This is a genomic window from Komagataeibacter xylinus NBRC 15237 (assembly GCF_001571345.1).
GTDB lineage: Bacteria > Pseudomonadota > Alphaproteobacteria > Acetobacterales > Acetobacteraceae > Komagataeibacter > Komagataeibacter xylinus.
Window position 1 is genome coordinate 84,913 of record NZ_BCTP01000008.1, and the last position, 21,084, is coordinate 105,996.

Genomic DNA, 21,084 nt, shown 5'->3' on the forward strand with positions numbered 1-21,084 from the left:
AATACTCTCGTCAGGCAATACTGTCGGGGATCAGGCGGCTTTCCAGCCAGGTGATCTCGTCCTTGAGCAGCAGTTTGCGTTTTTTCAACCGTTGCAGTTGCAACTGGTCCGATATCTGCAGGGCCATGCGGCTTATGACCGTATCAAGGTCACGATGTTCGCTGCGCAGTTCATGCAGCTTGCGAAGGAGGGTCTCGCGATCTGTCAGCATGGCGGCTCATCTGTTCGGTGGGCAGGGCCCTAGTCTAAGCATATCCGCGCCAAAAGGCGAAATGCGCGCGCCTTGCCCCACGGTCTGCAATTTTAGCATGGAATTCGCCTGCGCGTCTGGTCTAGCCTGATCGGGTCGTAGCAAAGACGCTGGAGGGTTCCATGTCGTATGAAGCGCGTATCAACAGCCTTAAAACTCGCCATGCGCGGCTTGATGCCCGCATTTTCGATGAAGACCGCCGCCCGCTGCCCGATGAAGGCGCGATCAGGCGGCTCAAGCTGGAAAAACTGCGCGTAAAGGAAGAAATCGAGCGACTGGCCAGGCTGGGCTGAACAAAAGGCCCTGCTTTCCGCCCGGCGGGCATGCCGCCGGGCGGTCAGGCTTACAGTGAGTGCTCGCCCTCGTCGTCAAGTTCAAGCGGCGGGGGAACGGCCTGGCCTTCACGGGCAAGGCGCTCATTGGCGGCGGCCACCATGGCATTGAGGTCGGTCTGGCTGCACAGGCCAAGCGTGACAGGGTCACGCGGCTTGATGTTGGGGCTGTTCCAGTGCTGCTTGCTGCGCACTTTCTCGATCGTGTCCTTGGTGGTGCCCAGCAGCTTGCTGGTCTGCTGCTCGGACAACTGCGGGAAGTTGCGCAGGATGAACGCAATCGCATCCGGCCGGTCGTTACGCTTGGCCACCGGCGTGTAGCGCGCGCCCTTCGAGCGGCGGTTGATCGGGTTGGCAGGCGGCAGGATCTTGAGGCGCGACTCAGGGTCTTTCTCGCAGCGGTCGATTTCCGCCTGGGTCAGCTGGTGGTTGGCAATCGGGTCATAGCCCACGATTCCCTGCGCCACTTCGCCATCGGCGATGGCCTGCACCTCAAGGGGGTGCATTCCACAGAATTCGGCAATCTGGGTAAAGGTCAGCGCCGTCTTTTCAATAAGCCACACGGCGGTTGCCTTGGGCATCAGGGGCAGGGCAGTCATTGTCACTCAGGTCCTACAGCGTGTGGCGCCACACGCAGGCACCTGAAATGGTGTGTGAAACGGCTCCATCCCGAAGCGGGAACCGTGCGTACCTGCTGGCGCGCCAGAAACGGAAAACACTCGTGGAAGTGATATGAAGGTTGAGGGCGCCAAAGGTCAAGACTTCAATCCGCCCGCGCCGGATGTTTCGCATTCATCAGCCCCGGCTATTGAAACGACCCCTGCCAGCCAGGCGGGGGGGCACCCTGCACGACAGGGGCGCGCCAGATGGGCCGCCCCTGTCATCAGATAACCGCCCTGTTCAGGCCGCGCAGCCACAGGCGGCGGGCTGTGCGGTCATGGCTGGTGCCGCAATGGAGTCCGGCGCCGGCTGCGCGCCCTCCATGCCCGTGACCTGCCCTGACGAGATGGGAATGCGGCGCGGCTTGAGCGCCTCGGGCACGATCTGGCGCACGGCAATGCGCAGCAGGCCGTTGGTCATGTCCGCTTTTTCCACCACCACATGGTCGGCGAGCACGAAGCGGCGCTCGAACGCACGGGTGGCGATGCCGCGATGGAGCATCTCGCGGTCCTGCGTGTTTTCCGCCACGCGACCGGCCACGATCAGCGTGTTGTCCTGCACGGTCAGCTCGATGTCATCGGGGCCGAAGCCTGCCACCGCCATGGTCAGGACATAACGGGCATCGGACAGTTTTTCGATATTATAGGGTGGGTAGGACGTGCTGACCGGATTCTGGGCCGCCGTATCGACAAGCTGGGCCAGCCGGTCAAACCCGATCGCGCTGCGAAACAGCGGTGCGAAATCATAAGCCATGTTCAAAACCTCCATGAAGCAAGGTCTGCGGTAGGCGGCTCCTCGGTCGAGCGAGCCGCGCTTTGGGGAAGATGCGAACCCGCTCGGGCATTCGCATGGTCCAGACATGGGAATGCCCGGCCCCCCGTTCAAGGGACCGGGCATTGCCCGTAACCGCAGTGTATGTTCGGTGGAGGTGAGGGGTATCAGCCCTTCTTGCGCTGGCCCAGCGCGCCGAACTTCTTGTTGAACTTGGCGACCTGGCCCCCGGTGTCCATCATGCGCTGCACGCCGGTCCACGCCGGGTGGGACTTGGTGTCGATGTCGAGGCGGAGCGTATCGCCCGGCTTGCCGTAGCAGGAGCGGGTCTTGTACTCGGTGCCATCGGTCATGATGACATTGATCTCGTGGTAGTCGGGGTGGATGCCGGATTTCATTTCAAAAAACTTTCGCGCTGGGCCCACCGATGCCGACCGGGGGCGTATGTTCGGCTGGCCTATAGACGAGATGGGCGCCCGAGATCAACACCCGATGGCCAGAAAATCCGCCCCTGTTGCAGGCAGGCAGGGTGTTACCGCGTTGCATCAGGGGAGCGGAATGGCAAAAAAGCGGCGTTGATGCAGTCGTCACGCGCGCCCGATGTTGCTAGGAGTGAATATCTTCTGAGAAATAAAGGATTGGCGTTAATGGCAAAACTGCCGGATCACGTGCCTGAACTGCACGTCAAGGATATTCATGTACCCGGTTGGCTGGGCGAATTCCGCAACTTCCTCATGCGTGGCAACGTGGTTGACCTCGCCGTCGGTGTTATCGTCGGCGCGGCTTTCACAGCCATCGTGAACAGCCTGGTGAAGGATATCTTCACCCCCATCCTTGGCCTGCTTATTGGCGGCATCGACTTCACCAACCTGTTCATCACCCTGCGCGGCCCGCATCTGGCCACGCTGGCCGATGCCCAGAAGGCAGGGGCCGTCACGCTGAATGTGGGCCTGTTCCTCAATGCCGTGATCCAGTTCGTCATCATCGGCTTCGTGATTTTCTGGGTGGTCAAGGTCATCAACCGCCTGACCGCGAAGAAAGAAGCCGAGAAGCCGACAACGCCCCCCGCACCCCCGCGCAGCGAATTGCTGCTGCAGGACATTCTCGACGTGCTCAAGACCGAAGCCGCCCAGAAGGGCGAGGCCCCCAAGGCCTGAGCGCACGCCCCTGGCGCCATATTTGCGGGCGCGGGCAAGGAACGGGCATCCTGTTGGGGGTGCCCGTTTTTTTGTGCCCTTTCATGCCCTTGTGTCCGGTAGCCTGCGTGCCCACTATCGCAGGCGCGGGTTGATCGCATGCGGCGTTTGTGTAACCCGGTGGCCGTGACCCGCCCGTCTGGCCAGACCACGGCGGGGGGCATGCGTTGTGCATGAGAGAATTTTCACAGCCGTTACAGGGTTGGCGTTATATGATTGATATTCGACGACATGTCCGTTCCGGCATGCTGCTTGTGGCGGCGGCCAGCCTGCTTGCGGGTTGCCATGGCCCGCAGCGCCCGGACATGGCGCGCCTGCCCGGCCCGGCTCAGGATTACCTGCTGGTCTCGACCTATTTCATGGCCGAGGGCAGCCTTGTCAGCCGCCTGCAGGATGGCGGGCTTTCAGGCCAGCAGGTGTATGACATGGCCACCTCGCTCAAATACGGCAAGCACACGATCATGACCGTGCTGCAAAAGCCCTCGCGCCGCGCGCGCCGCGAAGGCCAGCAGGCCGTAGCCCTGATGGTGGCCTGCGCCAATCAGCCCGACCCCTCCACGCTCAATGGTGTTGCGCCCCCGCGCTGCCTTCCCGGCGCGCCGCTCATGCCCGTCAATGCAAAAGGGCAGGTTCAACCGCCATCGGTTAAACCTGCCCCCAGATAGTGTGAAAAGGTTCTGGTGAAGCTTTTTTCAGAACGCTTCGAAAGACGCCGCCTTCTTGAAAAAAGGCGGCAGCCAGAAACTTTTATTTTTTATCCAATCATACTCTCAGGAACGTGTGGGCGGACGTGCATCCCGCCGCAGGCGCTTCTCGCCCATCAGCAGCAGCAGGGGCGCTGCGATGAAGATGGAAGACGACGTGCCCACCACGATCCCGAACAGCATCACCCACGCAAAGCCGGACAGGCTGGCCCCGCCAAACAGGGCCAGCGGCAGGGCCGCCAGAAAGACGGTGCATGACGTGCCCAGCGTGCGGCTCAGCGTCTCGTTGATTGACAGGTCGATCAGTTCGGCGAGCGGCATGGTGCGGTATTTGCGCAGGTTCTCGCGCACGCGGTCATACACCACCACCTTGTCGTTGGTGGAATAGCCCAGAATGGTCAGGATGGCCGCCACCATCACCAGATCGAACTCGAAATGCGTAACGACCAGAAAGCCGATGGCCTTGGTCAGGTCCAGCACCAGCGTCACCACCGCGCTGACCGCGAACTCCCATTCAAAACGGAACCAGATATAGGCCAGGATCATCAGCAGGCTGATGCCCAGCGCCAGCATGCCGTTGCGGAACAGTTCCTTCGACACCGAAGCCCCCACCGCATCCGCCCGCAGCACCTGGGCTCCGGGCAGGGTGGCGATGGCATGGCGCACGGAGTCGACCATGGCCTGCGTGCGGGCCTCGTGGTCGGGTTCGCTCTCAGGCGGCGTGTCGAGGCGGATCAGCACGTCATCCGGGCCGCCAAAGGACTGCACGCCCGCAGCAGAGACATGCTCGGCGGCGAGGGCCGCGCGGATGACGTTGAAATCAGCCGGCCCCTGCGTGCGGGCCTCGACCACGATGCCGCCCCTGAAATCCAGCCCCAGCGTCAGTCCGGGGTGGAAGAACAGGATCAGCGAGGCGATGGACAGCACGGCGGACGTGGCCAGACCGATAAAGCGCCCGCGCATGAAGTTGATTTTCGTGCCACGGGGCACGAACCGGAGAAGGGGACGATCAAACATCATTCGGCGCGCCTCAGACCGGCAGGGTGCTGGGGCGTGTGCGGGCATACCAGCGCACCATCAGCATCCTTGAGAGGAGAAGGGTGGTAAACAGGGTCGTCACGATACCGATCGTGATGGTCAGCGCGAAGCCGCGCACCGGCCCGGTTCCGAAAACAAACAGCATCACATGGGCCAGCAGGGCGGTGGCGTTACTGTCCACGATGGTGGCGGTCGCGCGCTCGAATCCTGTCTGCATGGCCTGCAGGGCGCTGCGGCCACGGGCCACTTCCTCGCGGATGCGCTCGTTGATCAGGATGTTGGCATCCACCGCCATGCCCAGGGTCAGCAGCATGCCCGCCATGCCCGGCAGGGTCAGTGTCGCCTCGAACAGCGAGAGGATGGCGGTCATCAGCACCAGGTTGGCCAGAAGGGCGATGTTGGCGTACCAGCCGAACCGGCCATAGAACAGCGCCATGAACGCGATCACGAGCACGAAGCCCGCGGCCAGGCTGTAGCCGCCTGCCCGGATCGAATCGGCGCCGAGCGAGGGGCCGATGGAGCGCTGCTCGATCACGTTGAGCGGTGCGGGCAGGGCGCCCGCGCGCAGCAGCAGGGCCATGTCGGTGGCCTGCTGGGCGGAGAAGCCGCCGGTAATCTGCCCGTTGCCGCCGGTAATGGCGCCGCGGATGACGGGGGCCTCGATCACCTTGTTATCGAGCACGATGGCGAAGCGCTTGCCCACATTGGCGCGGGTGACATCGCCAAATTCCTGCGCGCCGGTCGAATCGAAGGTAAAGTTCACTGCCCATTCGCCGCCATCCTGATCGATCGAGGCGCTGGCATTGGTCAGGTCAGCGCCATCCACGTCCACGTGCGAGAAGACCGGCAGCGTGCCCTGCCCGTCGCTCATGGGCAGCATTTCCACGCCTGCGGGCGGTACGCTTGAGCCAATGGCGGAATCGGCCACGAGGTGGAAGGTCATCTTCGCCGTGGTGCCGAGCAGGTTCTTCACCCGCTCGGGGTCGCTGATGCCCGGCAGTTCGACAATGATCCGGTCCTCGCCCTGGCGGGTGATCTCGGGGTCGATCGCGCCGGTGGCGTCAATGCGGCGGCGCACGATCTCGATGGACTGGGTGACCGCGTCATAGGCGCGCTGGCGGGCGGCATCGGGCGAGAGCGTGATGGCGATCTGGCCGCCTTCACCCTGTTCCACCTGAAATTCGCCCGGCGCGTTCATCGGCATGGCGCGCAGCGCCTTGAGGTCGGGCTGCGTCTCGTCGGGCGTGCGGGGCGTGAAGGTCACCGCGTGCGGGCCGGTGGCCAGGTTACGGTAGCCCAGTCCGGCCTTGAGCAGGGTCTGGCGGGTTTCATCCTGCAGGCCGCGCAGCCTGTCGGCGGTCACGCTGGCCATGTCCACCTGCAGCAGCAGGTATGAGCCGCCACGCAGGTCAAGGCCCAGATGGATCTGGCGCCAGGGCAGGGCGGGGCTGGGCTGGCGGATGAAGTTGGGCAGGCACAGCGCCAGCCCGATCAGACATACGCCAATGACCGAAGCCATTCTGAGCCGACTGTAATACATCATGACTTGATGGAAAGCTCCCTGCGCCCGGCTGAGCCGGTTTCCTTGCCCGGCATGGTCAATGTGTCGTGTGCACGTAAAATCAGTGCGGGAACATGCCGCTCCACGCCCGATGATGCAACCGCTGATGCGCCGGGCGCCTGCCCGGCGTTGCCGTTTTGCCGCATTGGCGGGGCGAAGCGCGCATGGCGGGGGGCTGTGCGACCGGCGTGCTGGCTGCTAATCCGGCAGGGGGCTGTTTCAAAAGCGCGGCAGGGCACAGGCCCGTTTTTGAAACGGCCGCGAGAGAACGGCACGCAGGAAAGGCAGGATATGGCGCAGGCAGCACGGCGGTTACGCATTGGCATTGTGGGGGCAGGGCATTTTGGCCGCTTTCACGCGCTCAAGGTGCTGTCTGGCGCGCGGGAGGAACTCGTGGGCATTCATGACCCCGATGCCGCGCGCGCGCGCAAGGTGGCCGATGAGGCCGGTGGCGTGCCGGTACTGTCCTACCCCGACCTGCTGGCCCGTTCCGATGCGATCATCGTGGCGGCCCCGGCGGAATATCATTTCGACCTGGCCCGCGAAGCCCTTGCGGCGGACAGGCACGTGCTGGTGGAAAAACCCATGGCCGCGACGCTGGAGCAGGCCGATGAGCTGATGCACCTGGCGCACAGGCATGGCGTGGTGCTGCAGGTGGGCCACCTGCTGCGTTATTCCGCCGAGCACCGGGCCATTACCGAGCGCATCACCCGCCCGCTCTATATCGAGGCGACCCGCATCGCGCCCTACAAGCCGCGCGGCACGGATGTATCGGTCATCCTCGACCTCATGATCCATGACCTCGACCTGGTGCTGGCCATTGTCGATAGCCCGATCGAGAGCGTGGACGCGCTGGGGGCGGCGGTGAGTTCGCCGTTCGAGGATATTGCCAATGCCCGCGTGCGTTTTGAAAATGGCTGTGTGGCCACCATTGCGGCGAGCCGCATCTCGCTCAAGACCGAGCGGCGCATGCGCGTGTTCTCGCAGGAGGGCTATCTCTCCGCCGATTTCATGAAACGTGAACTGACCATGATCGGGCGCGAGCGCGGCCTGCCGCTGCCGGGCACGGGCGGCTTCCGCCGCGAATCGGTCACATGGCGCGACCATGACACGCTGGCCGCCGAGCACGCGGCCTTTGCCGCCTCCTGCCTTGATGGCGCGAAAGTACTGGTTGATGGCGCGGCAGGCCGCCGGGCGCTGGCGGCCGCCCTTGCGGTAACGCAGGGCATCGCCGCCACGCGGGCACGGATGGAGGCGTCGGGGCTGATCATTCCCCCAGTTCAGGAGGACTGAAGCGTCTCGCGCAGCATTTCAAGCTCCAGCCAGCGTTCCTCGGCACCTGTCAGGTCGGCCTGCGCCTTTTCCAGCGCCGCGGTGGCGGCGGCGAAGGCGGCGGGGTCGCGGGCATAAAGCCCGCCATCGCTCAGGACTGCGCGCAGGCGCTCGATTTCCGTCTCGAATGCGGCCATCTGCCCCGGCAGTTGCTCAAGCGCATGCTTGTCCTTGTAGGTCATCTTGCGCGTGGGCTGGTGGGGCGAGGCGCTGGGGGTCACATCGGTCGTGGCGGGTGTGGCCTCGTTGCGCTCGGTGCGGGGGCGGGCGGCGAGTGTTGCATCCTGCCGCTGGGCCAGCATGTCGCTGTAGCCACCGGCATATTCCACCCATCTGCCACCACCTTCGGCCATCAGGATGGAGGAGGCGACCCGGTCGAGGAAGTCACGGTCGTGGCTGACGAGCAGCACCGTGCCGGAATAGGCGGCCAGCATGTCCTGCAACAGGTCGAGTGTTTCAAGGTCGAGGTCGTTGGTCGGCTCATCGAGCACCAGCAGGTTCGAGGGCCGCGCCAGCGCACAGGCCAGCATCAGCCGCCCGCGCTCACCGCCTGACAGCACGCCCACCGGGGTGCGCGCCTGCTCGGGGCGGAACAGGAAGTCTTTCATGTAACCAATGACATGGCGCTTCTCGTCGCCCACCTGCACCATGTCGCCCCCGCCGCCGGTCAGGGTATCGGCCAGGGTGGCCTTTGGGTCGAGCGTGCGGCGCTGCTGGTCCAGTGTTACGACCGACAGCGCGCTGCCGATATTGATCGTGCCCGAATCCGGCTGGTCCTGCCCGGTGAGCAGGCGCAGAAGCGTACTCTTGCCCGCGCCGTTCGCCCCCACGATGCCCAGCCTGTCGCGGCGCAGCACGCGCAGGTCGAGATGGCTGACCACGGGGTGGGCGGGGTCATAGGCGCGGCAGACATCCTCGGCCACGGCGACGAGCTTGCCCGAAAGGTCGCTCTCGCGGGCTTCCATCTTCAGGCCACCTTGCGGGCGGATGGCAGTGCGGCGCTGGTTGCGCAGGTCGGCCAGTTCGGCCACGCGGCGCACGTTGCGCTTGCGGCGTGCGGTCACGCCGTAGCGCATCCAGTCTTCCTCGCGCGCGATCTGGCGGTCGAGCTTGTGGCTGTCGCGTTCCTCCTGCTCCAGCACTTCTTCGCGCCAGGTCTCGAAGCGGGCAAAGCCCTGGTCGAGCCTGCGGGTCACGCCCCGGTCGAGCCACACCACCGAGCGCGACAGGGTTTCAAGCAGGCGGCGGTCATGGCTGATGATGACCATGGCCGATGAGAGCGAAAGCAGTTCGCGCTCCAGCCATTCAATGGTGGGCATGTCGAGGTGGTTGGTCGGCTCATCGAGCAGAAGCAGGTCCGGCTCGGGGGCGAGCGCGCGGGCGAGCGCGCAGCGGCGCGCTTCACCGCCCGAGAGCGTGGCCGGGTCTTCCGTGCCGTTCAGGCCAAGTTCGCCCAGCAGCAGTTCGGCGCGGTATTCCGGGTCGTTCGGCCCCATGCCCGCGCGCACGTAATCCAGCGTGGTGGCAAAGCCCGACAGGTCAGGCTCCTGCGGCAGGTAGCGCACGGTGGTGCCGGGCTGGAGGAAAACCGTGCCGCCATCGGCCTGGATCTCGCCCGCCGCAATGCGCAGCAGGGTGGACTTGCCACAGCCATTGCGCCCGACAAGGCAGACCCGCTCGCCGGGGCCGATGCCAAACCCCGCGCCATCAAGCAGCGGCGCGCCGCCAAGGGTCAGGGTAATATCCTGGAGGAGGAGAAGGGGAGGAGGAGCCATACCCGCTTATGTCGTGTCAGGCGGGCCGGGCGCAAGGTCCGTGTGGGCAACCCCTATTTGCGCGCCGTGCTTTCGAGCAGCCTGAGGAAGGACAGCCCCCAGCCCAGCGCGGTGCGGTTGGCGATGGCGTTCCAGCACGCCTGCCAGCGTTCACGCTTTTCGGCAGCGGACATGGCCAGCGCCTGCTCGAGCGCATCGGCCATGCCGTCATGGTCGAGCGGGTTGACCAGCAGGGCCGCGTCAAGCTGGTTGGCCGCCCCCGCCAGCCGCGACAGGATGAGCACGCCGGGGTTCTCGGGGTCCTGGGCTGCGATGAACTCCTTGGCCACGAGGTTCATGCCATCGCGCAGCGGGGTGATGTAGCCGATATCGGCCAGGCGCATGTAGCCCGCCACCGTGGGGCGCGGGCTGCCACGGGTGAGGAAGCGCAGCGGCGTCCAGTCCGCCTGGCCGCGATGGGCGTTGAGCTTGCCGATCTGGTGCTCGAGCTTCCTGCGCAGCGCCTTGTAGGATTCAACCTCGGTGCGGCTTTCGGCCGCGATCTGCAAAAAGGTGACCTGCCGCTCGCGCTCGGGGTAGGTCTCGAGCATGCGCTCGTAGCCCGCCAGCCGGTGGTCCAGCCCCTTGGTGGGGTCCATGCGGTCCACGCCAAAGATCAGCTTGCGCCCCGCCAGCGAGCCTGAAAGGCGCTTCAGGTCCTGCGAATCGGTGGCCGCCGCGGCAACGCGGGCAAAGGCCTGCGGGTCGATCTCGACGGGAAAGGTGCCCACGCGCACCGTATGGCCCTCGAACGCCAGCACGTCCTCACCTTCAAGGACCGCGCCTGCCGTGCGGGTTGCGGCGAAGATGAAATTGGCGGTGTCATCGGCAGTCTGGAAGCCCAGCAGGTCGGCTTTCAGCAGGTCGCGCAGGAAGGTGCCGCCATCAGGCGCGGTGGCCAGCATATCAGGCGCGGGGAAGGGCGTGTGCAGGAAGAAGCCGATGGGCTGGCGCACGCCATTGCGGCGCAGCAGGGCGGGCAGCGGCAGCAGGTGGTAGTCGTGAATCCAGATGATGTCATCGGGCCGCAGCAGCGGCAGCAGGTTCTCGCAGAAGCGCTGGTTGACCGACCAGTAGGTTTCAAGCTCGCGGCGCTCGAAGTGGATGTGCTCGGGCAGCGAGTGCATGAGCGGCCACAGCGTGGCGTTGGAAAAGCCGGTGTAATAATTGCGATGCTCGGCGGGGGTGAGGCCGATGGTGGCGTATTCCACCCCTTCGGCCTGCTGGTGTTCAGGCGGCAGGTGGGCGGCGTCGGGGTGGCAGGTGCCGTTCCAGCCAAACCACATGCCACCCTGGCGGGCCAGCAGGTCCTTGAGCACCACCGCGAGTCCACCGGGCCGCAGCCCCTCCTTGGGAACGGGAACGCGATTGGAGACGATGACCAGCCGTTTCATTCTGCCCTCTCTTCACTCAGCTGTCGCATGGCGGCCCAGCTTCGTCCGGCAGCACGACCGGGGCAGCATACACATCTGGCCGGGCAGCGGGATGCCTGTTGCGCCGGGACTGGCATGCGGCTTTGTCAGTTCAGCGGTACGCCGCCCGATACGGCCTGATAGGTCGAGACCGCCAGCGTCAGCGGCTCGAACGGCTTGGTGATGACAAAAGCGGGCTCGATCGTATCGCCCGTGAGCAGCCGCTCGGGGTAGGCGGTGACGAAGATGATCGGAATATCCTGGTGCTGCAATATGGCCGAGACGGCCTTCATCCCGTCACCGCCATCACCGAGGTTGATGTCGGCCAGGATCAGGCCGGGCCGGGTCTCGCGTGCAAGGCGCACGGCCTCTTCCTCGCTGCTGGCAACACCGGCAATGGTGTGGCCGCACTGGCGCACCAGTTCCTCGATATCCATTGCGATGATCGGTTCATCCTCGATGATCAGCACGCTGGTCTGGGCGCACGAGCGCAGGCGGGCATGGGCATCCTCCAGCATGGCGGCGGCCTGCGGCTGGGCAATGGCCAGCACGCGGGCAGCGTCGGCCACGCTCAGTTCCTCAAGCGAGGTGAGCAGGAGCAGCTTGCGTGCCAGCGGCGGCATGCCGCCCGCTTTCGCGTCCTGCGCGCCGTGCTGGGCATGGTGGCGCGAAATCCATTGGTAAAGGCGTAGCCTCGGTGGCAGGGTGGGATCATCCACCGCCATGAGTTCGCGCAGGCTTTCGGCCACCAGAAGGTCGCCGCTCGACTGGCTGCCACATAACGCACGGGCGTAACGCCGGGCATAGGGCAGGGCGCGAAGCAGGTCTTGACGCCGTGATAGCGGCATGAGGCATTCATCTCCCCAGATAAACTGTTACACTCCGGATCACGACAGCGTTAGGCTGTGCTGCAAGAGTTGAAGAGTAAACAAACTGGAATCCAGAATACCATTTGATCCGTCACCGGTCACGCACTTGCGTGGGGAGATGCTGTCTCTCCTGCCACAATTGCGTGGTTTTGCCCGTTTCCTGACCGGCCAGCCCGCGGCGGCGGATGATCTGGTGCAGGAAACGGTGCTGCGCGCGCTCGGCGCGCTCGAGCAGTTCACGCCGGGCACCAGCATGAAGGCCTGGCTCTATACCATCGCGCGCAACCTGTTTTACGAGCAGGCCCGCAAGGGGCGGCGCGAGCGTGATGTCATGTCGGATTACGCCCTGCGCCCCGACCAGGCCGAAAGCGATACCGGCGCGGGGGAAGCCGACGTGCTGCGCGACCTCAATGGCGCGATCTGGCAGCTCACCCCCCGCCTGCGCGAGGCGCTCGTGCTCGTGGGCGTGCAGGAAATGACCTATGCCGAGGCCGCCCATGTGTGCGGTGTTACGGTGGGCACGCTCAAGGCCCGCGTGTCGCGCGCGCGCGCGCAGATCATGGAATACATGCAGGCGGGCAACGGCGGCGCAGGCTGAGGGAACCGATGCGCGGTGCTCGCGTTTTCGTTACATGGAAAATGTAACCTTTCCTCCCCCCCATTCATTGCACTGGCATGAACGACGAAACAGGGGAGATGAACATGACCAGCAGCTTTCATGACCAGATGATTGCAATCCTGCCCCGACTGCGCGTGCAGGCCCTGTCGCTCACGCGCAACCGTGCGGCAGCCGATGACCTGGTGCAGGATGCCGTGTGCAATGCGCTGGCCGCCCAGCACAGCTTTACGCCGGGCACCAATTTCTCGGCATGGATGCACCGCATCCTGCGCAACCGCTTCATTTCCGACCTGCGCAAGAAGCGCGAGACCGGCAACATCGATGATGTGCCCGCATCCAGCATGGCCGGCAGCGGCGCGCATGAAGAGCGCCTGATGGTCAAGGAACTCGCCGAGGCCATGAACCGCCTGCCCGCCGACCAGCGCGAGGCGCTGGTGCTCGTGGTGATGCAGGGCATGAGCTATGACGAGCTTGCCGCCGCCACAAGCTGCGCCGTGGGCACCGCCAAGAGCCGTGTGTTCCGCGCCCGCCGCCAGCTTGCCGCGTGGCTGTATGGCGAGGAGCGCGATATCTCCACCGTTGAACTGCGCGGTGCGGTGCAGCGCCTGCGTTCGCGCACGCAGGCCCGTGCCGCTACGGCACCGGCAACGGCCTGAGACGGGAATTCCCACTTTGAATTATGGCGTGAATATGGCACTGACACTGATGACTTCGGCAGTGCCAAGGGATTCTAAAGGGTAATGATGCGGCCCTGGCATCCAGGCAGGGGTTGTGTGAAGTGGGAATTTACTTCGGGATAATGCGATGGCTCTGAAGGACAAGTGTCCTCCCAGGCAACCAGGAAAGAAGTCCACAAGCAGATCGGATGATGCGTTCGAGCTATGGCTGAGGCGAGGGCTGCACCAGTTGTTCGATGATGTGACCAAAGAACCTGTTCCCGAGGAACTGCTGCGTCTTATTGAGGAAGACCGGAAGCGGACAAAATAGGTATGTCCGTTCCACCTTCCTCCGCGCGCGGCGGCAGGCAGGGGCGCCATCGCAGCCTGTTTACGCGGGTCGGGCGCGTGTTCGATGCCGTGCGGGGCCGGATGATGGCGATCATCCTGCTTGCGGCCATGCCCATCGCCCTGATCGGGGCCGTGCAGGCCTGGCACAGCTATCATAATACTCTTGAAGCGCCGGGCTACCGCACGGACATGGCCGTGGCGCGCATCGATCTTGAACTGCGCCATGAATCCGAGCATCTGGCCTCGCTGTTGCAGGCGGTGGCGCGCATGCGGCTCGACAGCAGCGGGCTTGCGCGCATGCTCCAGCTTGTCGAGTCCCTGACCGGTCGGCATTACAGCCAGATCGCGCTGGCCGATGACCGGGGCAATATTGCCGCCGCTGTTGGCCCCGACCATGACGCGACTCCCCTGACCATTGACGAGATGCCGCGCTTTCAGGGTGACGTGAAGCTCGTGGCCATACCCGATGCGCTGACCGGCGTGCCCGATCATTTCCGCATCACGGTCGCGGCCACGATTGGCGATGATGCCGGTCGCCCGGCGCGCTCGGGCTACCTGACGGCCATCATGCCGCTGTCATGGCGCAGTGCCATGCTCCAGACCAGCGACCCCCGGCTTGACCTGATGCAGCAGAGCGGCCCGATCGAGATCTGGGTCATGGACAGCCACGCCCGCGCCACGGCCCCCCTGTGCGCGGATTGCAACTGGCAGGAGCACCCCCCGGCGCGGATCATGCAGTGGGCACGCTTTGAGGTCACGCATGGCGTGGAGCACGACCACATCACCCTGCCTGAAGGTTCGTATTCCATCGGGCGGGTGCAGGGTAGCGTGTACGTGCTTACCATGACACGGCGCAACGCCAGCGAGCAGCATGCGGTGGTCATGTTCGCCATCTCGCTCGTAACCAGCGGGGTGCTGCTGCTCGTGGGGCTTCTGGGGGCCTCGAAAAGCGCTGACGTGCTGGTCATCACGCCGCTGCGCCAGCTTACGGCCTCGGTCAACCAGTGGCAGCTTGGCGGCGTGTATGACGTGCGCTCGAACTGGGCCATGCCGCTTGAGGTCAGGCAGCTTGCCCATGCCTTCAGCAAGGCCACGCGCAGGCTGGCACGGCATGAAAGGCGCCTTGAGCGCGCGCAGGTGCGCCAGGAACTGCTGCTCAAGGAGATGCACCACCGCGTCAAGAACAACCTGCAGATCGTGGCCTCCCTGCTCAACCTGCAGGCGGGCCGCATCCGCCAGCCCGGCGCGCGCGAGGAATTCGCCCAGGCGCGTGACTGCGTGCGCGCGCTGGCAACCCTGCACCGCTACCTTTATGCCGATGGCGAACTCTACAGCCTGAACATGCAGAGCTTCGTGCGCGAACTGTGCGGCCAGATCATGCATGCCATTGGTGAATCCGATGAAGGCCGGATCACGCTTGATATCCGCGTCGATGACCTGCTCATGGTGCCCGACCAGGCCGTGCCGCTGGCCCTGATCGTGACCGAGGCGGTCAGCAACACCATCAAATATGCCTTTCCCGACCAGTTGCACGGCACGCTTGAAGTGGGCCTGCGCGCGCTTGATGGCGGGCGGGCCTGTCTGTGGATTGCCGATAACGGCGTGGGCATGGCGGCGGGCCGTAACCTCAGCGGGGCGGAAGACGGGCGCAGCGGGATCGGCATGCAGCTGATCCGCGGCTTTGCGCGGCAGTTGGGCGGCACGTTGCAGATGTTTGAGGAAAATGGCACCCGCTATGTGCTTGTTTTTCCGTTAAAGCAGCCCGATCAGGACGAACTGGCCGACTGAATGCATGCAAAAATGCATGGCAGAGTTATCTCACGGGCAGTTTATGGCGGCGCATGATGGCTGTCCCTGTGCCGTGTCATTCGGTATAGGGAGCGGTCATGAACGATGACAAGACAGTGATGAAGGCGTGGACCCGGGCACAGTCGCGCCTGGGGCGCAGGCAGGCCATGCCTGTCGTGTTGCTGGGTCTGGCCATATCCGCCGTTGCCGTGGGGCAGGTATGGTGCATCGCCACCGTGCTGGCCTGCGTGCTGGTGCCGGGCGGCATGCCGGTTGTTGCGTGGCCGCTGGCCGGGCTGGTGGGGCTTGCGGTAGCGCGCGCGGGCCTGCAGGCGGCATCTGACACGCTGGCCGCGCGTGCTGGCATGAAGGGCCGCGCGCGCCTGCGTAGTGGCGTGATCGAGGCCATCATGCGTGGCGGGCCGGGGCTTTTGCGCCAGCACCACACGGGCGAGCTGACCGCGCTGGCCGTTGACCGGATCGAGGCGCTCGACGGGTTCTTCGCCCGCTGGCTGCCCGCTTCCGTGCTGTGGATGGCGGCCCCTCTTGTCATTGGCGTGCTGGCGGCGTTCGTGCAGCCGGGCTCGGCGCTGGTCATGGCGGTGTGCGGCATTGCGGTGCCGTTTGGCCAGGCGCTGTTCGGCATCGGGGCGGCGGTGGCCTCGCGCAACCAGTTCCTGGCCATGACCCGCCTGCAGGCCCGCTTTCTCGACCGGGTGCGCGGCATCGCCACCATCGTGCTTTCTGGCCGCACGGAGGATGAAACCCGCAGGCTTGCAGCAAGTGCGGAGGAACTGCGCCTGCGCACCATGAAGGTGCTGCGCGTGGCCTTCCTGTCCTCCGCTTCCATCGACTGCGCCATGGTCGTGGCTCTTGTGCTCATCGCCCTGCGCAACGGCGCGCACCTGATGGACCTGCACGAGCAGGGCGTGCCTGCCGCAATCATGGCAGGCCAGGTGGCGCGCGGGCTGTTCGTGGTGCTGGTGGTGCCGGAATTCTTCGCCCCCTTCCGCAGCCTTGCCCTGGCCTATCAGGATCGGGCGCATGCCTCGGGGGCCGCGAGCGCCATGCGCATCCTGCCCGGTGAAGCCCCCGCGCGGGTTGGTGGCCAGGCGGTGTGTGACATGACGGGGGGTGTCGCGGTCGCCTTCGAGCATGTCAGTTTTGCATGGGACGCCGCACGCGGCATGGCGGTTGATGATGTGTCCTTCAGCGTGCCCGCGGGGCAGACGCTGCTGCTGTGCGGCGCGTCGGGTTCGGGCAAGTCCACCATCATCGAACTGCTGCTCGGCTTCATCCAGCCCGCCAGCGGGCGCATTACGTTCAACGGCGTGGACATGACCACGCTGGCGCCTGAAGCGTTGGTGGCCATGACCTCGTGGATCGGGCAGAAGCCCGTGCTGTTTGCGGGCACGCTGCGCGAGAACATCCTGTTTGCCCGCCCCGATGCAACACAGGCGCAGCTTGACGCCGCGGTTGCTGCCGCAGCGGCCGGGGATTTCGTGGCCAGCCTGCCCAACGGGCTCGATACCTTTATTGGCGAGGGGGGCTTTGGCCTGTCTGGCGGGCAGGCGCAGCGCGTGGCGATTGCGCGTGCCTTCCTCAAGGATGCGCCGCTTGTGGTGCTTGACGAGCCAACCGCGCATCTCGACCCCGATACCGAGGCCGATGTGTTTGAAAGCCTGCGCCGCCTTGCCGCCCGGCGCACCGTCATCCTGGCCACCCATTCCAGCGCGGTGGCGGGGTTTGACGGCCAGCGCATTGACCTGGCGCAGGGCCATGTCGTGACCAGTGGGGAGACAGTATCGTGAAATCCTCACAGACAAGGGAACTGAACCGGCAGGCGCAGCGCGAGGGCGTACTCGCCCCCGTGGGCCGCATCCTGCAGATATGGCAGCGTCGCGCGCCGCTGCTCACCGCGGGCGCGCTGCTGTCGCTGCTGGCGCTCATCATCGGCCTTGTGCTGATGCGCGAGGCAGGCATCCGCGTTGCGGCCATGACCATGGGCATGATCGTGGTCACCACCGGGGCGCTGCGCATTTTTGGCAGCGCGCGGGTGATCCTGCGCTATGCGGAGCGACTGGTCGCGCATGATGCGATGTTCCGCGCGCTGGCCGATGTGCGGGTGTGGTTCTTCCGTCACCTTGCGCGCGGGGCGGCGGCGGGGCTTGGCTTCCGCCGTGCGGGCGACCTGCTCTCGCGTCTGGTGTCGGATGTCGAGACGCTGGACGGGCTTTACCTGCGCATCATCCTTCCGCTGGCGGGCGCGTGCCTTGTGCTGCCGTTCCTGTTCATCGCCATCAACATGGTCAGTTCCGTGCTGGCCGTGGTGGTGTGCGCGCTGTTTGCCTGCGGGGCGTTCGTGCTGCCGCTATGCGCCGCCATGCTGGGGCGGCGTGAAGGCGGGCTGGTCAACCATGAGGCGGCCCAACTGCGCGTGGGCGTGCTCGACATGGTGGGTGGCCTGCGTGAAATCGCGACCTTCGGGGCGGAGGGGCGCATGCTTGACCATGTGCGCGACCGTGATGCCGCACTCTGTCGCGCGCAGATGAAACAGGCCCGCATGCTGGCGTTGGCGGGTGCCGCCTCCTATCTGTGCGGGCAGGCGGCGGTTGTGGCGGTTCTGGCCGCAGCCCTGGGTCTGGGCCTGCCGCGCATTGCCCCGCTGCCTGCCGCCGCCGTGCTGTTCCTTACGGTTGCGGCCTTCGAGAGCATTGGCGGGCTGACGCGCGCGGGCGCGCTTGCGGGCAACATCACCCGTGCGGCCGCGCGGGTGGTGGCGGTGGGCGACCTGCCCGAGCATGCCCCGCCCGAAGGCACGCAGCCTGCGCCCGAGGGCACCGACATCCGCTTCGAGCAGGTTTCCTTCCGGTGGGATGCGGCGCGCGCACCGGTGCTTGATCATCTTGACCTGAGCATTCCCGCAGGCCAGCGCATTGCGGTCATGGGGCCTTCGGGGGCGGGCAAGTCCACGCTGGCGGCATTGCTGCTCAAGGTGGTGGGGCCGCAGGCGGGGCGCATTACGCTCGGCGGCGAGGATATCGCCACCATCCGCGACGGGGCGATGCGCGAGCGGATCGCCTGGCTGTCACAGGCGACGCATCTGTTTACCGATACGATTCGCGCCAACCTGCTGCTTGGCCGCCCCGACGCCACCGAGGCTGACCTGTGGGCAGCACTCGAGCAGGCCCGCGTGGCCGATGTGGTGCGCGAACTGCCCGATGGGCTGGATAGCTGGCTGGGTGAAGGGGGTGCCAGCGTATCAGGCGGGCAGGGGCGGCGTCTGGCGCTGGCCCGCGTGCTGCTTTCGCATGCGCCGATCCTGATTCTGGATGAACCGGCCACCGGGCTGGATGCCCAGACCGAGCGTGAATTCCTGCTCACCCTCAACGAGGTGACGCAGGGGCGCACGGTCATTCTGATCGTGCACCGGCTGACGGGTGTGGAAAAGCTGGATCAGGCATGGCGTATCGTGGGTGGTAAAACCGTGGCGGCTACGGCATGAAGGGGCCGCCCTGCCTGCCGAAAGGATTGACGTGCCTCGCCCCAGCGGGCACGAAGTAGCTCAAAACCGGATCGGACACACCTCAAGGCTGGGCGCGGTCCGTCATGCATATCTGAAACGGGAGTAACTCCATCATGCGTCGCCTGTCCCTTCTTCTTGGTCTTGGTCTGCTGACAGGATGCGCTGGTGGCCATCCGGGCAAGTATGTCGTGTTCTTCACCCCCAATTCGGCCCAGCTTGATGCCCCGGCCCAGACCGTGATCTCGCAGGCGGCCCAGCGTGCGGTGACAAACCATTCCAAGGTGCGGGTCGAAGGCTATGCCGCCGCCAGCCATGACCTGTCGGCTGATGAACTGCTGGCCATTGACCGCGCCAAGATCGTGGCCCGCCAGCTTGCGGTTGACGGCGTGGATGCAGGCCGTATCAGCCAGCAGCCGCGTGGCCCGATGAACAACGAGGACGGTGCGCTGGCCTCGCGTCGTGTCGAGATCGAGGTCGGCGGACACTGAGCGAAAGCCCCGCTTTTCATGATATGACGGCGCCTGAAGGCAGCACGCGCGACCCGCGCGCGGTGCTGGCCGAGGTTTTCGGCTTCCCCGATTTCCGTGGCCTGCAGCAGCAGGCGGTGGCGGAGGTCATGGCCGGGCGCGACTGCCTGGTGCTCATGCCCACCGGCGGTGGCAAGAGCGTGTGCTATCAGGTGCCCGCCCTTGCCCGGCCTGGCACGGGGCTGGTCATCTCGCCCCTGATCGCGCTGATGGATGATCAGGTTGCCGCCCTGCGGCAGCTTGGCGTCAACGCGGGCGCCCTGCATTCCGAACAGGAACCCGAGGACGCCGCCCGCGTGCGCTCGGACCTGATGGCAGGCCGGCTTGACATTCTCTACGTCTCGCCCGAGCGCCTGCTCTCGCCGGGCATGCTCGACCGGCTCGGGCGGCTCACGCTCTCGGTCATCGCCATTGACGAGGCGCACTGCATTTCGGCCTGGGGGCATGAATTCCGCCCCGAATACCGCGAGCTTGCGGCATTGCCGCAGCATTTCCCCAATGTGCCGCGCATAGCACTCACCGCCACGGCGGACGCGCGCACGCGCAGCGACATTCTTGAAGCCCTGGCCATGCCCGATGCCACGGTGTTCAAGGCCAGTTTCCACCGCCCCAATCTCGATATCGCGGTCAAGCCCAAGACATCGGAAATCCGCCAGCTTACCGCCATTCTCGACCGGCATCGGGGGGCGGCCTCCATCGTGTATTGCGGCAGCCGCAGTAAGACCGAGCGCGTGGCCCGCTCGCTGGCGGGCAAGGGCTATGCGGCGCTGCCGTTCCATGCCGGTCTTTCGCCGGTGGAAAAGCGCGCGGCACTGATGCGCTTCCGCTCGGGCGAGCCGGTGGTGATCGTGGCCACCATCGCCTTTGGCATGGGCATCGACCGCCCCGATGTGCGCGCCGTGGTGCATCTGGACATGCCGTCCTCGCCCGAGGGGTATTACCAGCAGATCGGTCGCGCCGGGCGCGATGGCGAGCAGGCGGAAACCGTGCTGCTTTATGGCGGCGATGACATGGCCCGCGCACGCTACTGGCTGGAGCAGTCCAACGCGCCCGATGCGCAGAAACGCATCATGAGCGCGCGGCTCGAGGCCATGATCGCCCTGACCGAAACCACGGGCTGCCGCACGCAGGCGCTGCTCTCGTGCTTTGGCGAGGAACTCGATGAAGCCTGCGGCCATTGCGACAACTGCCGCAGCCCGGTGGCCACGTTTGATGGCACGGTGGCCGCGCAGAAGGTGCTCTCGGCCATCTACCGCACCGGCCAGCGCTTTGGCGCGGTGCATGTGGCGGGCGTGCTGCGGGGCAAGGCTTCGGACATGACGGCGCGGCACGGGCATGAAAAGCTGAGCGTGTTCGGCATCGGCCGTGACCGGCCAGAGCCGTTCTGGCGCGGTGTGATCCGCCAGCTCATCGCGCGCGGTGCCATCAGGGTCACGGGCGAATACAATGCCCTTGCCCTTGAGGAAGGCCGCGCGCGCCCCATATTGCGTGGCGAGGAGCCGATCATGCTGCGCGAGGACGCGACCGAGGACCTCAAGGCCGCGACGACACGTGGCACTGGTGGCGGCACGCGCCCTGCCATGGCCGACCTCACGCCCGAGGCCGCTGCCCGCTATGAGGCTTTGCGTAGCTGGCGGCTGGGCGAGGCGCGTGAGCAGGAAATTCCGCCCTATCAGCC

At 65.5% G+C, this 21,084-nt stretch carries 22 protein-coding genes; 13 read left to right on the forward strand and 9 right to left on the reverse strand.

The annotated features are described in order from the left end of the window. Window positions 1-10: 10 nt before the first annotated feature. On the reverse strand, window positions 11-211 hold the full coding sequence (locus GXY01S_RS05315; RefSeq protein WP_061272640.1) for a YdcH family protein: 201 nt from the start codon (window positions 209-211) through the stop codon (window positions 11-13). A gap of 161 nt (window positions 212-372) precedes the next feature. Between GXY01S_RS05315 and GXY01S_RS16935 the strand changes: the two genes are divergently transcribed. After that, window positions 373-543, forward strand: coding sequence for a YdcH family protein (locus tag GXY01S_RS16935; protein ID WP_078526835.1), 171 nt, complete (start codon window positions 373-375; stop codon window positions 541-543). Between the two features lie 50 nt (window positions 544-593). On the opposite strand, the gene GXY01S_RS05320 is transcribed toward GXY01S_RS16935, so the two are convergent. From GXY01S_RS05320 to rpmE, 3 genes are all read right to left on the reverse strand, one after another. After that, entirely contained in the window at window positions 594-1,181 is a 588-nt protein-coding gene (locus GXY01S_RS05320) for a DUF1013 domain-containing protein (RefSeq protein ID WP_061272643.1), read from the reverse strand. Window positions 1,182-1,482: 301 nt separating this feature from the next. Further along, window positions 1,483-1,995: an Hsp20 family protein gene (locus tag GXY01S_RS05325; RefSeq protein ID WP_061272646.1), complete on the reverse strand. Its 513-nt coding sequence runs from the start codon at window positions 1,993-1,995 to the stop codon at window positions 1,483-1,485. 185 nt (window positions 1,996-2,180) lie between these two features. Further along, a complete protein-coding gene (rpmE, locus tag GXY01S_RS05330) occupies window positions 2,181-2,411 on the reverse strand; it encodes a 50S ribosomal protein L31 (RefSeq protein ID WP_061272648.1) in 231 nt (76 codons plus the stop codon). 249 nt (window positions 2,412-2,660) lie between these two features. On the opposite strand from rpmE, the gene mscL reads away from it, so the two are divergent. Both mscL and GXY01S_RS05340 read left to right on the forward strand, forming a co-directional pair. After that, on the forward strand, window positions 2,661-3,170 hold the full coding sequence (gene mscL, locus GXY01S_RS05335) for a large conductance mechanosensitive channel protein MscL (protein WP_061272651.1): 510 nt from the start codon (window positions 2,661-2,663) through the stop codon (window positions 3,168-3,170). 251 nt (window positions 3,171-3,421) lie between these two features. Further along, entirely contained in the window at window positions 3,422-3,874 is a 453-nt protein-coding gene (locus GXY01S_RS05340) for a hypothetical protein (RefSeq protein ID WP_061272654.1), read from the forward strand. A 105-nt stretch (window positions 3,875-3,979) separates the two neighbouring features. Here GXY01S_RS05340 and secF read toward each other — a convergent pair whose 3' ends face one another. Continuing rightward, window positions 3,980-4,930 carry a protein translocase subunit SecF gene (gene secF, locus GXY01S_RS05345; RefSeq protein ID WP_061272727.1) on the reverse strand — a complete coding sequence of 317 codons (951 nt, stop codon included), beginning with the start codon at window positions 4,928-4,930 and terminating at the stop codon, window positions 3,980-3,982. Window positions 4,931-4,943: 13 nt separating this feature from the next. After that, window positions 4,944-6,494 (reverse strand): protein translocase subunit SecD, encoded by a 1,551-nt coding sequence (gene secD / locus GXY01S_RS05350; RefSeq protein WP_061272657.1) that lies wholly within the window; start codon window positions 6,492-6,494, stop codon window positions 4,944-4,946. A 309-nt stretch (window positions 6,495-6,803) separates the two neighbouring features. Here secD and GXY01S_RS05355 point away from each other — a divergent pair, with 309 nt between their 5' ends. Then, window positions 6,804-7,805 carry a Gfo/Idh/MocA family protein gene (locus GXY01S_RS05355; RefSeq protein ID WP_061272660.1) on the forward strand — a complete coding sequence of 334 codons (1,002 nt, stop codon included), beginning with the start codon at window positions 6,804-6,806 and terminating at the stop codon, window positions 7,803-7,805. Here the strand turns inward: GXY01S_RS05355 and GXY01S_RS05360 are convergent. The 3 genes from GXY01S_RS05360 to GXY01S_RS05370 all read right to left on the reverse strand — a co-directional run bounded on the left by GXY01S_RS05360 (window position 7,793) and on the right by GXY01S_RS05370 (window position 11,918). After that, window positions 7,793-9,619, reverse strand: coding sequence for an ABC-F family ATP-binding cassette domain-containing protein (locus tag GXY01S_RS05360; RefSeq protein ID WP_061272663.1), 1,827 nt, complete (start codon window positions 9,617-9,619; stop codon window positions 7,793-7,795). The genes GXY01S_RS05355 and GXY01S_RS05360 overlap by 13 nt on opposite strands. Before the next feature lie 53 nt (window positions 9,620-9,672). Next, window positions 9,673-11,052 carry an alpha,alpha-trehalose-phosphate synthase (UDP-forming) gene (locus GXY01S_RS05365; protein WP_061272666.1) on the reverse strand — a complete coding sequence of 460 codons (1,380 nt, stop codon included), beginning with the start codon at window positions 11,050-11,052 and terminating at the stop codon, window positions 9,673-9,675. 125 nt (window positions 11,053-11,177) lie between these two features. Then, window positions 11,178-11,918, reverse strand: coding sequence for a response regulator (locus GXY01S_RS05370; RefSeq protein WP_061272669.1), 741 nt, complete (start codon window positions 11,916-11,918; stop codon window positions 11,178-11,180). A 139-nt stretch (window positions 11,919-12,057) separates the two neighbouring features. On the opposite strand from GXY01S_RS05370, the gene GXY01S_RS05375 reads away from it, so the two are divergent. The 9 genes from GXY01S_RS05375 to recQ all read left to right on the forward strand — a co-directional run. Beyond that, window positions 12,058-12,537, forward strand: coding sequence for a sigma-70 family RNA polymerase sigma factor (locus GXY01S_RS05375; protein ID WP_061272673.1), 480 nt, complete (start codon window positions 12,058-12,060; stop codon window positions 12,535-12,537). Window positions 12,538-12,641: 104 nt separating this feature from the next. Beyond that, complete coding sequence (locus GXY01S_RS05380) at window positions 12,642-13,214, forward strand: sigma-70 family RNA polymerase sigma factor (protein ID WP_061272730.1); 573 nt, start codon at window positions 12,642-12,644, stop codon at window positions 13,212-13,214. Continuing rightward, complete coding sequence (locus tag GXY01S_RS19175) at window positions 13,186-13,299, forward strand: hypothetical protein (protein ID WP_370664424.1); 114 nt, start codon at window positions 13,186-13,188, stop codon at window positions 13,297-13,299. The genes GXY01S_RS05380 and GXY01S_RS19175 overlap by 29 nt, the downstream gene beginning before the upstream one ends. A gap of 63 nt (window positions 13,300-13,362) precedes the next feature. Beyond that, complete coding sequence (locus GXY01S_RS18860) at window positions 13,363-13,545, forward strand: hypothetical protein (protein WP_061272675.1); 183 nt, start codon at window positions 13,363-13,365, stop codon at window positions 13,543-13,545. 2 nt (window positions 13,546-13,547) lie between these two features. Beyond that, window positions 13,548-15,353 (forward strand): sensor histidine kinase, encoded by a 1,806-nt coding sequence (locus GXY01S_RS05390; protein ID WP_061272678.1) that lies wholly within the window; start codon window positions 13,548-13,550, stop codon window positions 15,351-15,353. A gap of 98 nt (window positions 15,354-15,451) precedes the next feature. Next, window positions 15,452-17,164, forward strand: coding sequence for a thiol reductant ABC exporter subunit CydD (gene cydD / locus GXY01S_RS05395; RefSeq protein WP_061272682.1), 1,713 nt, complete (start codon window positions 15,452-15,454; stop codon window positions 17,162-17,164). After that, complete coding sequence (gene cydC / locus GXY01S_RS05400; RefSeq protein ID WP_061272685.1) at window positions 17,161-18,858, forward strand: thiol reductant ABC exporter subunit CydC; 1,698 nt, start codon at window positions 17,161-17,163, stop codon at window positions 18,856-18,858. Before cydD ends, cydC begins: the two co-directional genes overlap by 4 nt. 134 nt (window positions 18,859-18,992) lie before the next feature. Beyond that, window positions 18,993-19,367 (forward strand): OmpA family protein, encoded by a 375-nt coding sequence (locus GXY01S_RS05405; RefSeq protein WP_061272688.1) that lies wholly within the window; start codon window positions 18,993-18,995, stop codon window positions 19,365-19,367. Between the two features lie 23 nt (window positions 19,368-19,390). Continuing rightward, a partial coding sequence (gene recQ, locus GXY01S_RS05410; protein ID WP_061272692.1) for a DNA helicase RecQ occupies window positions 19,391-21,084 on the forward strand: 1,694 nt, incomplete at its 3' end.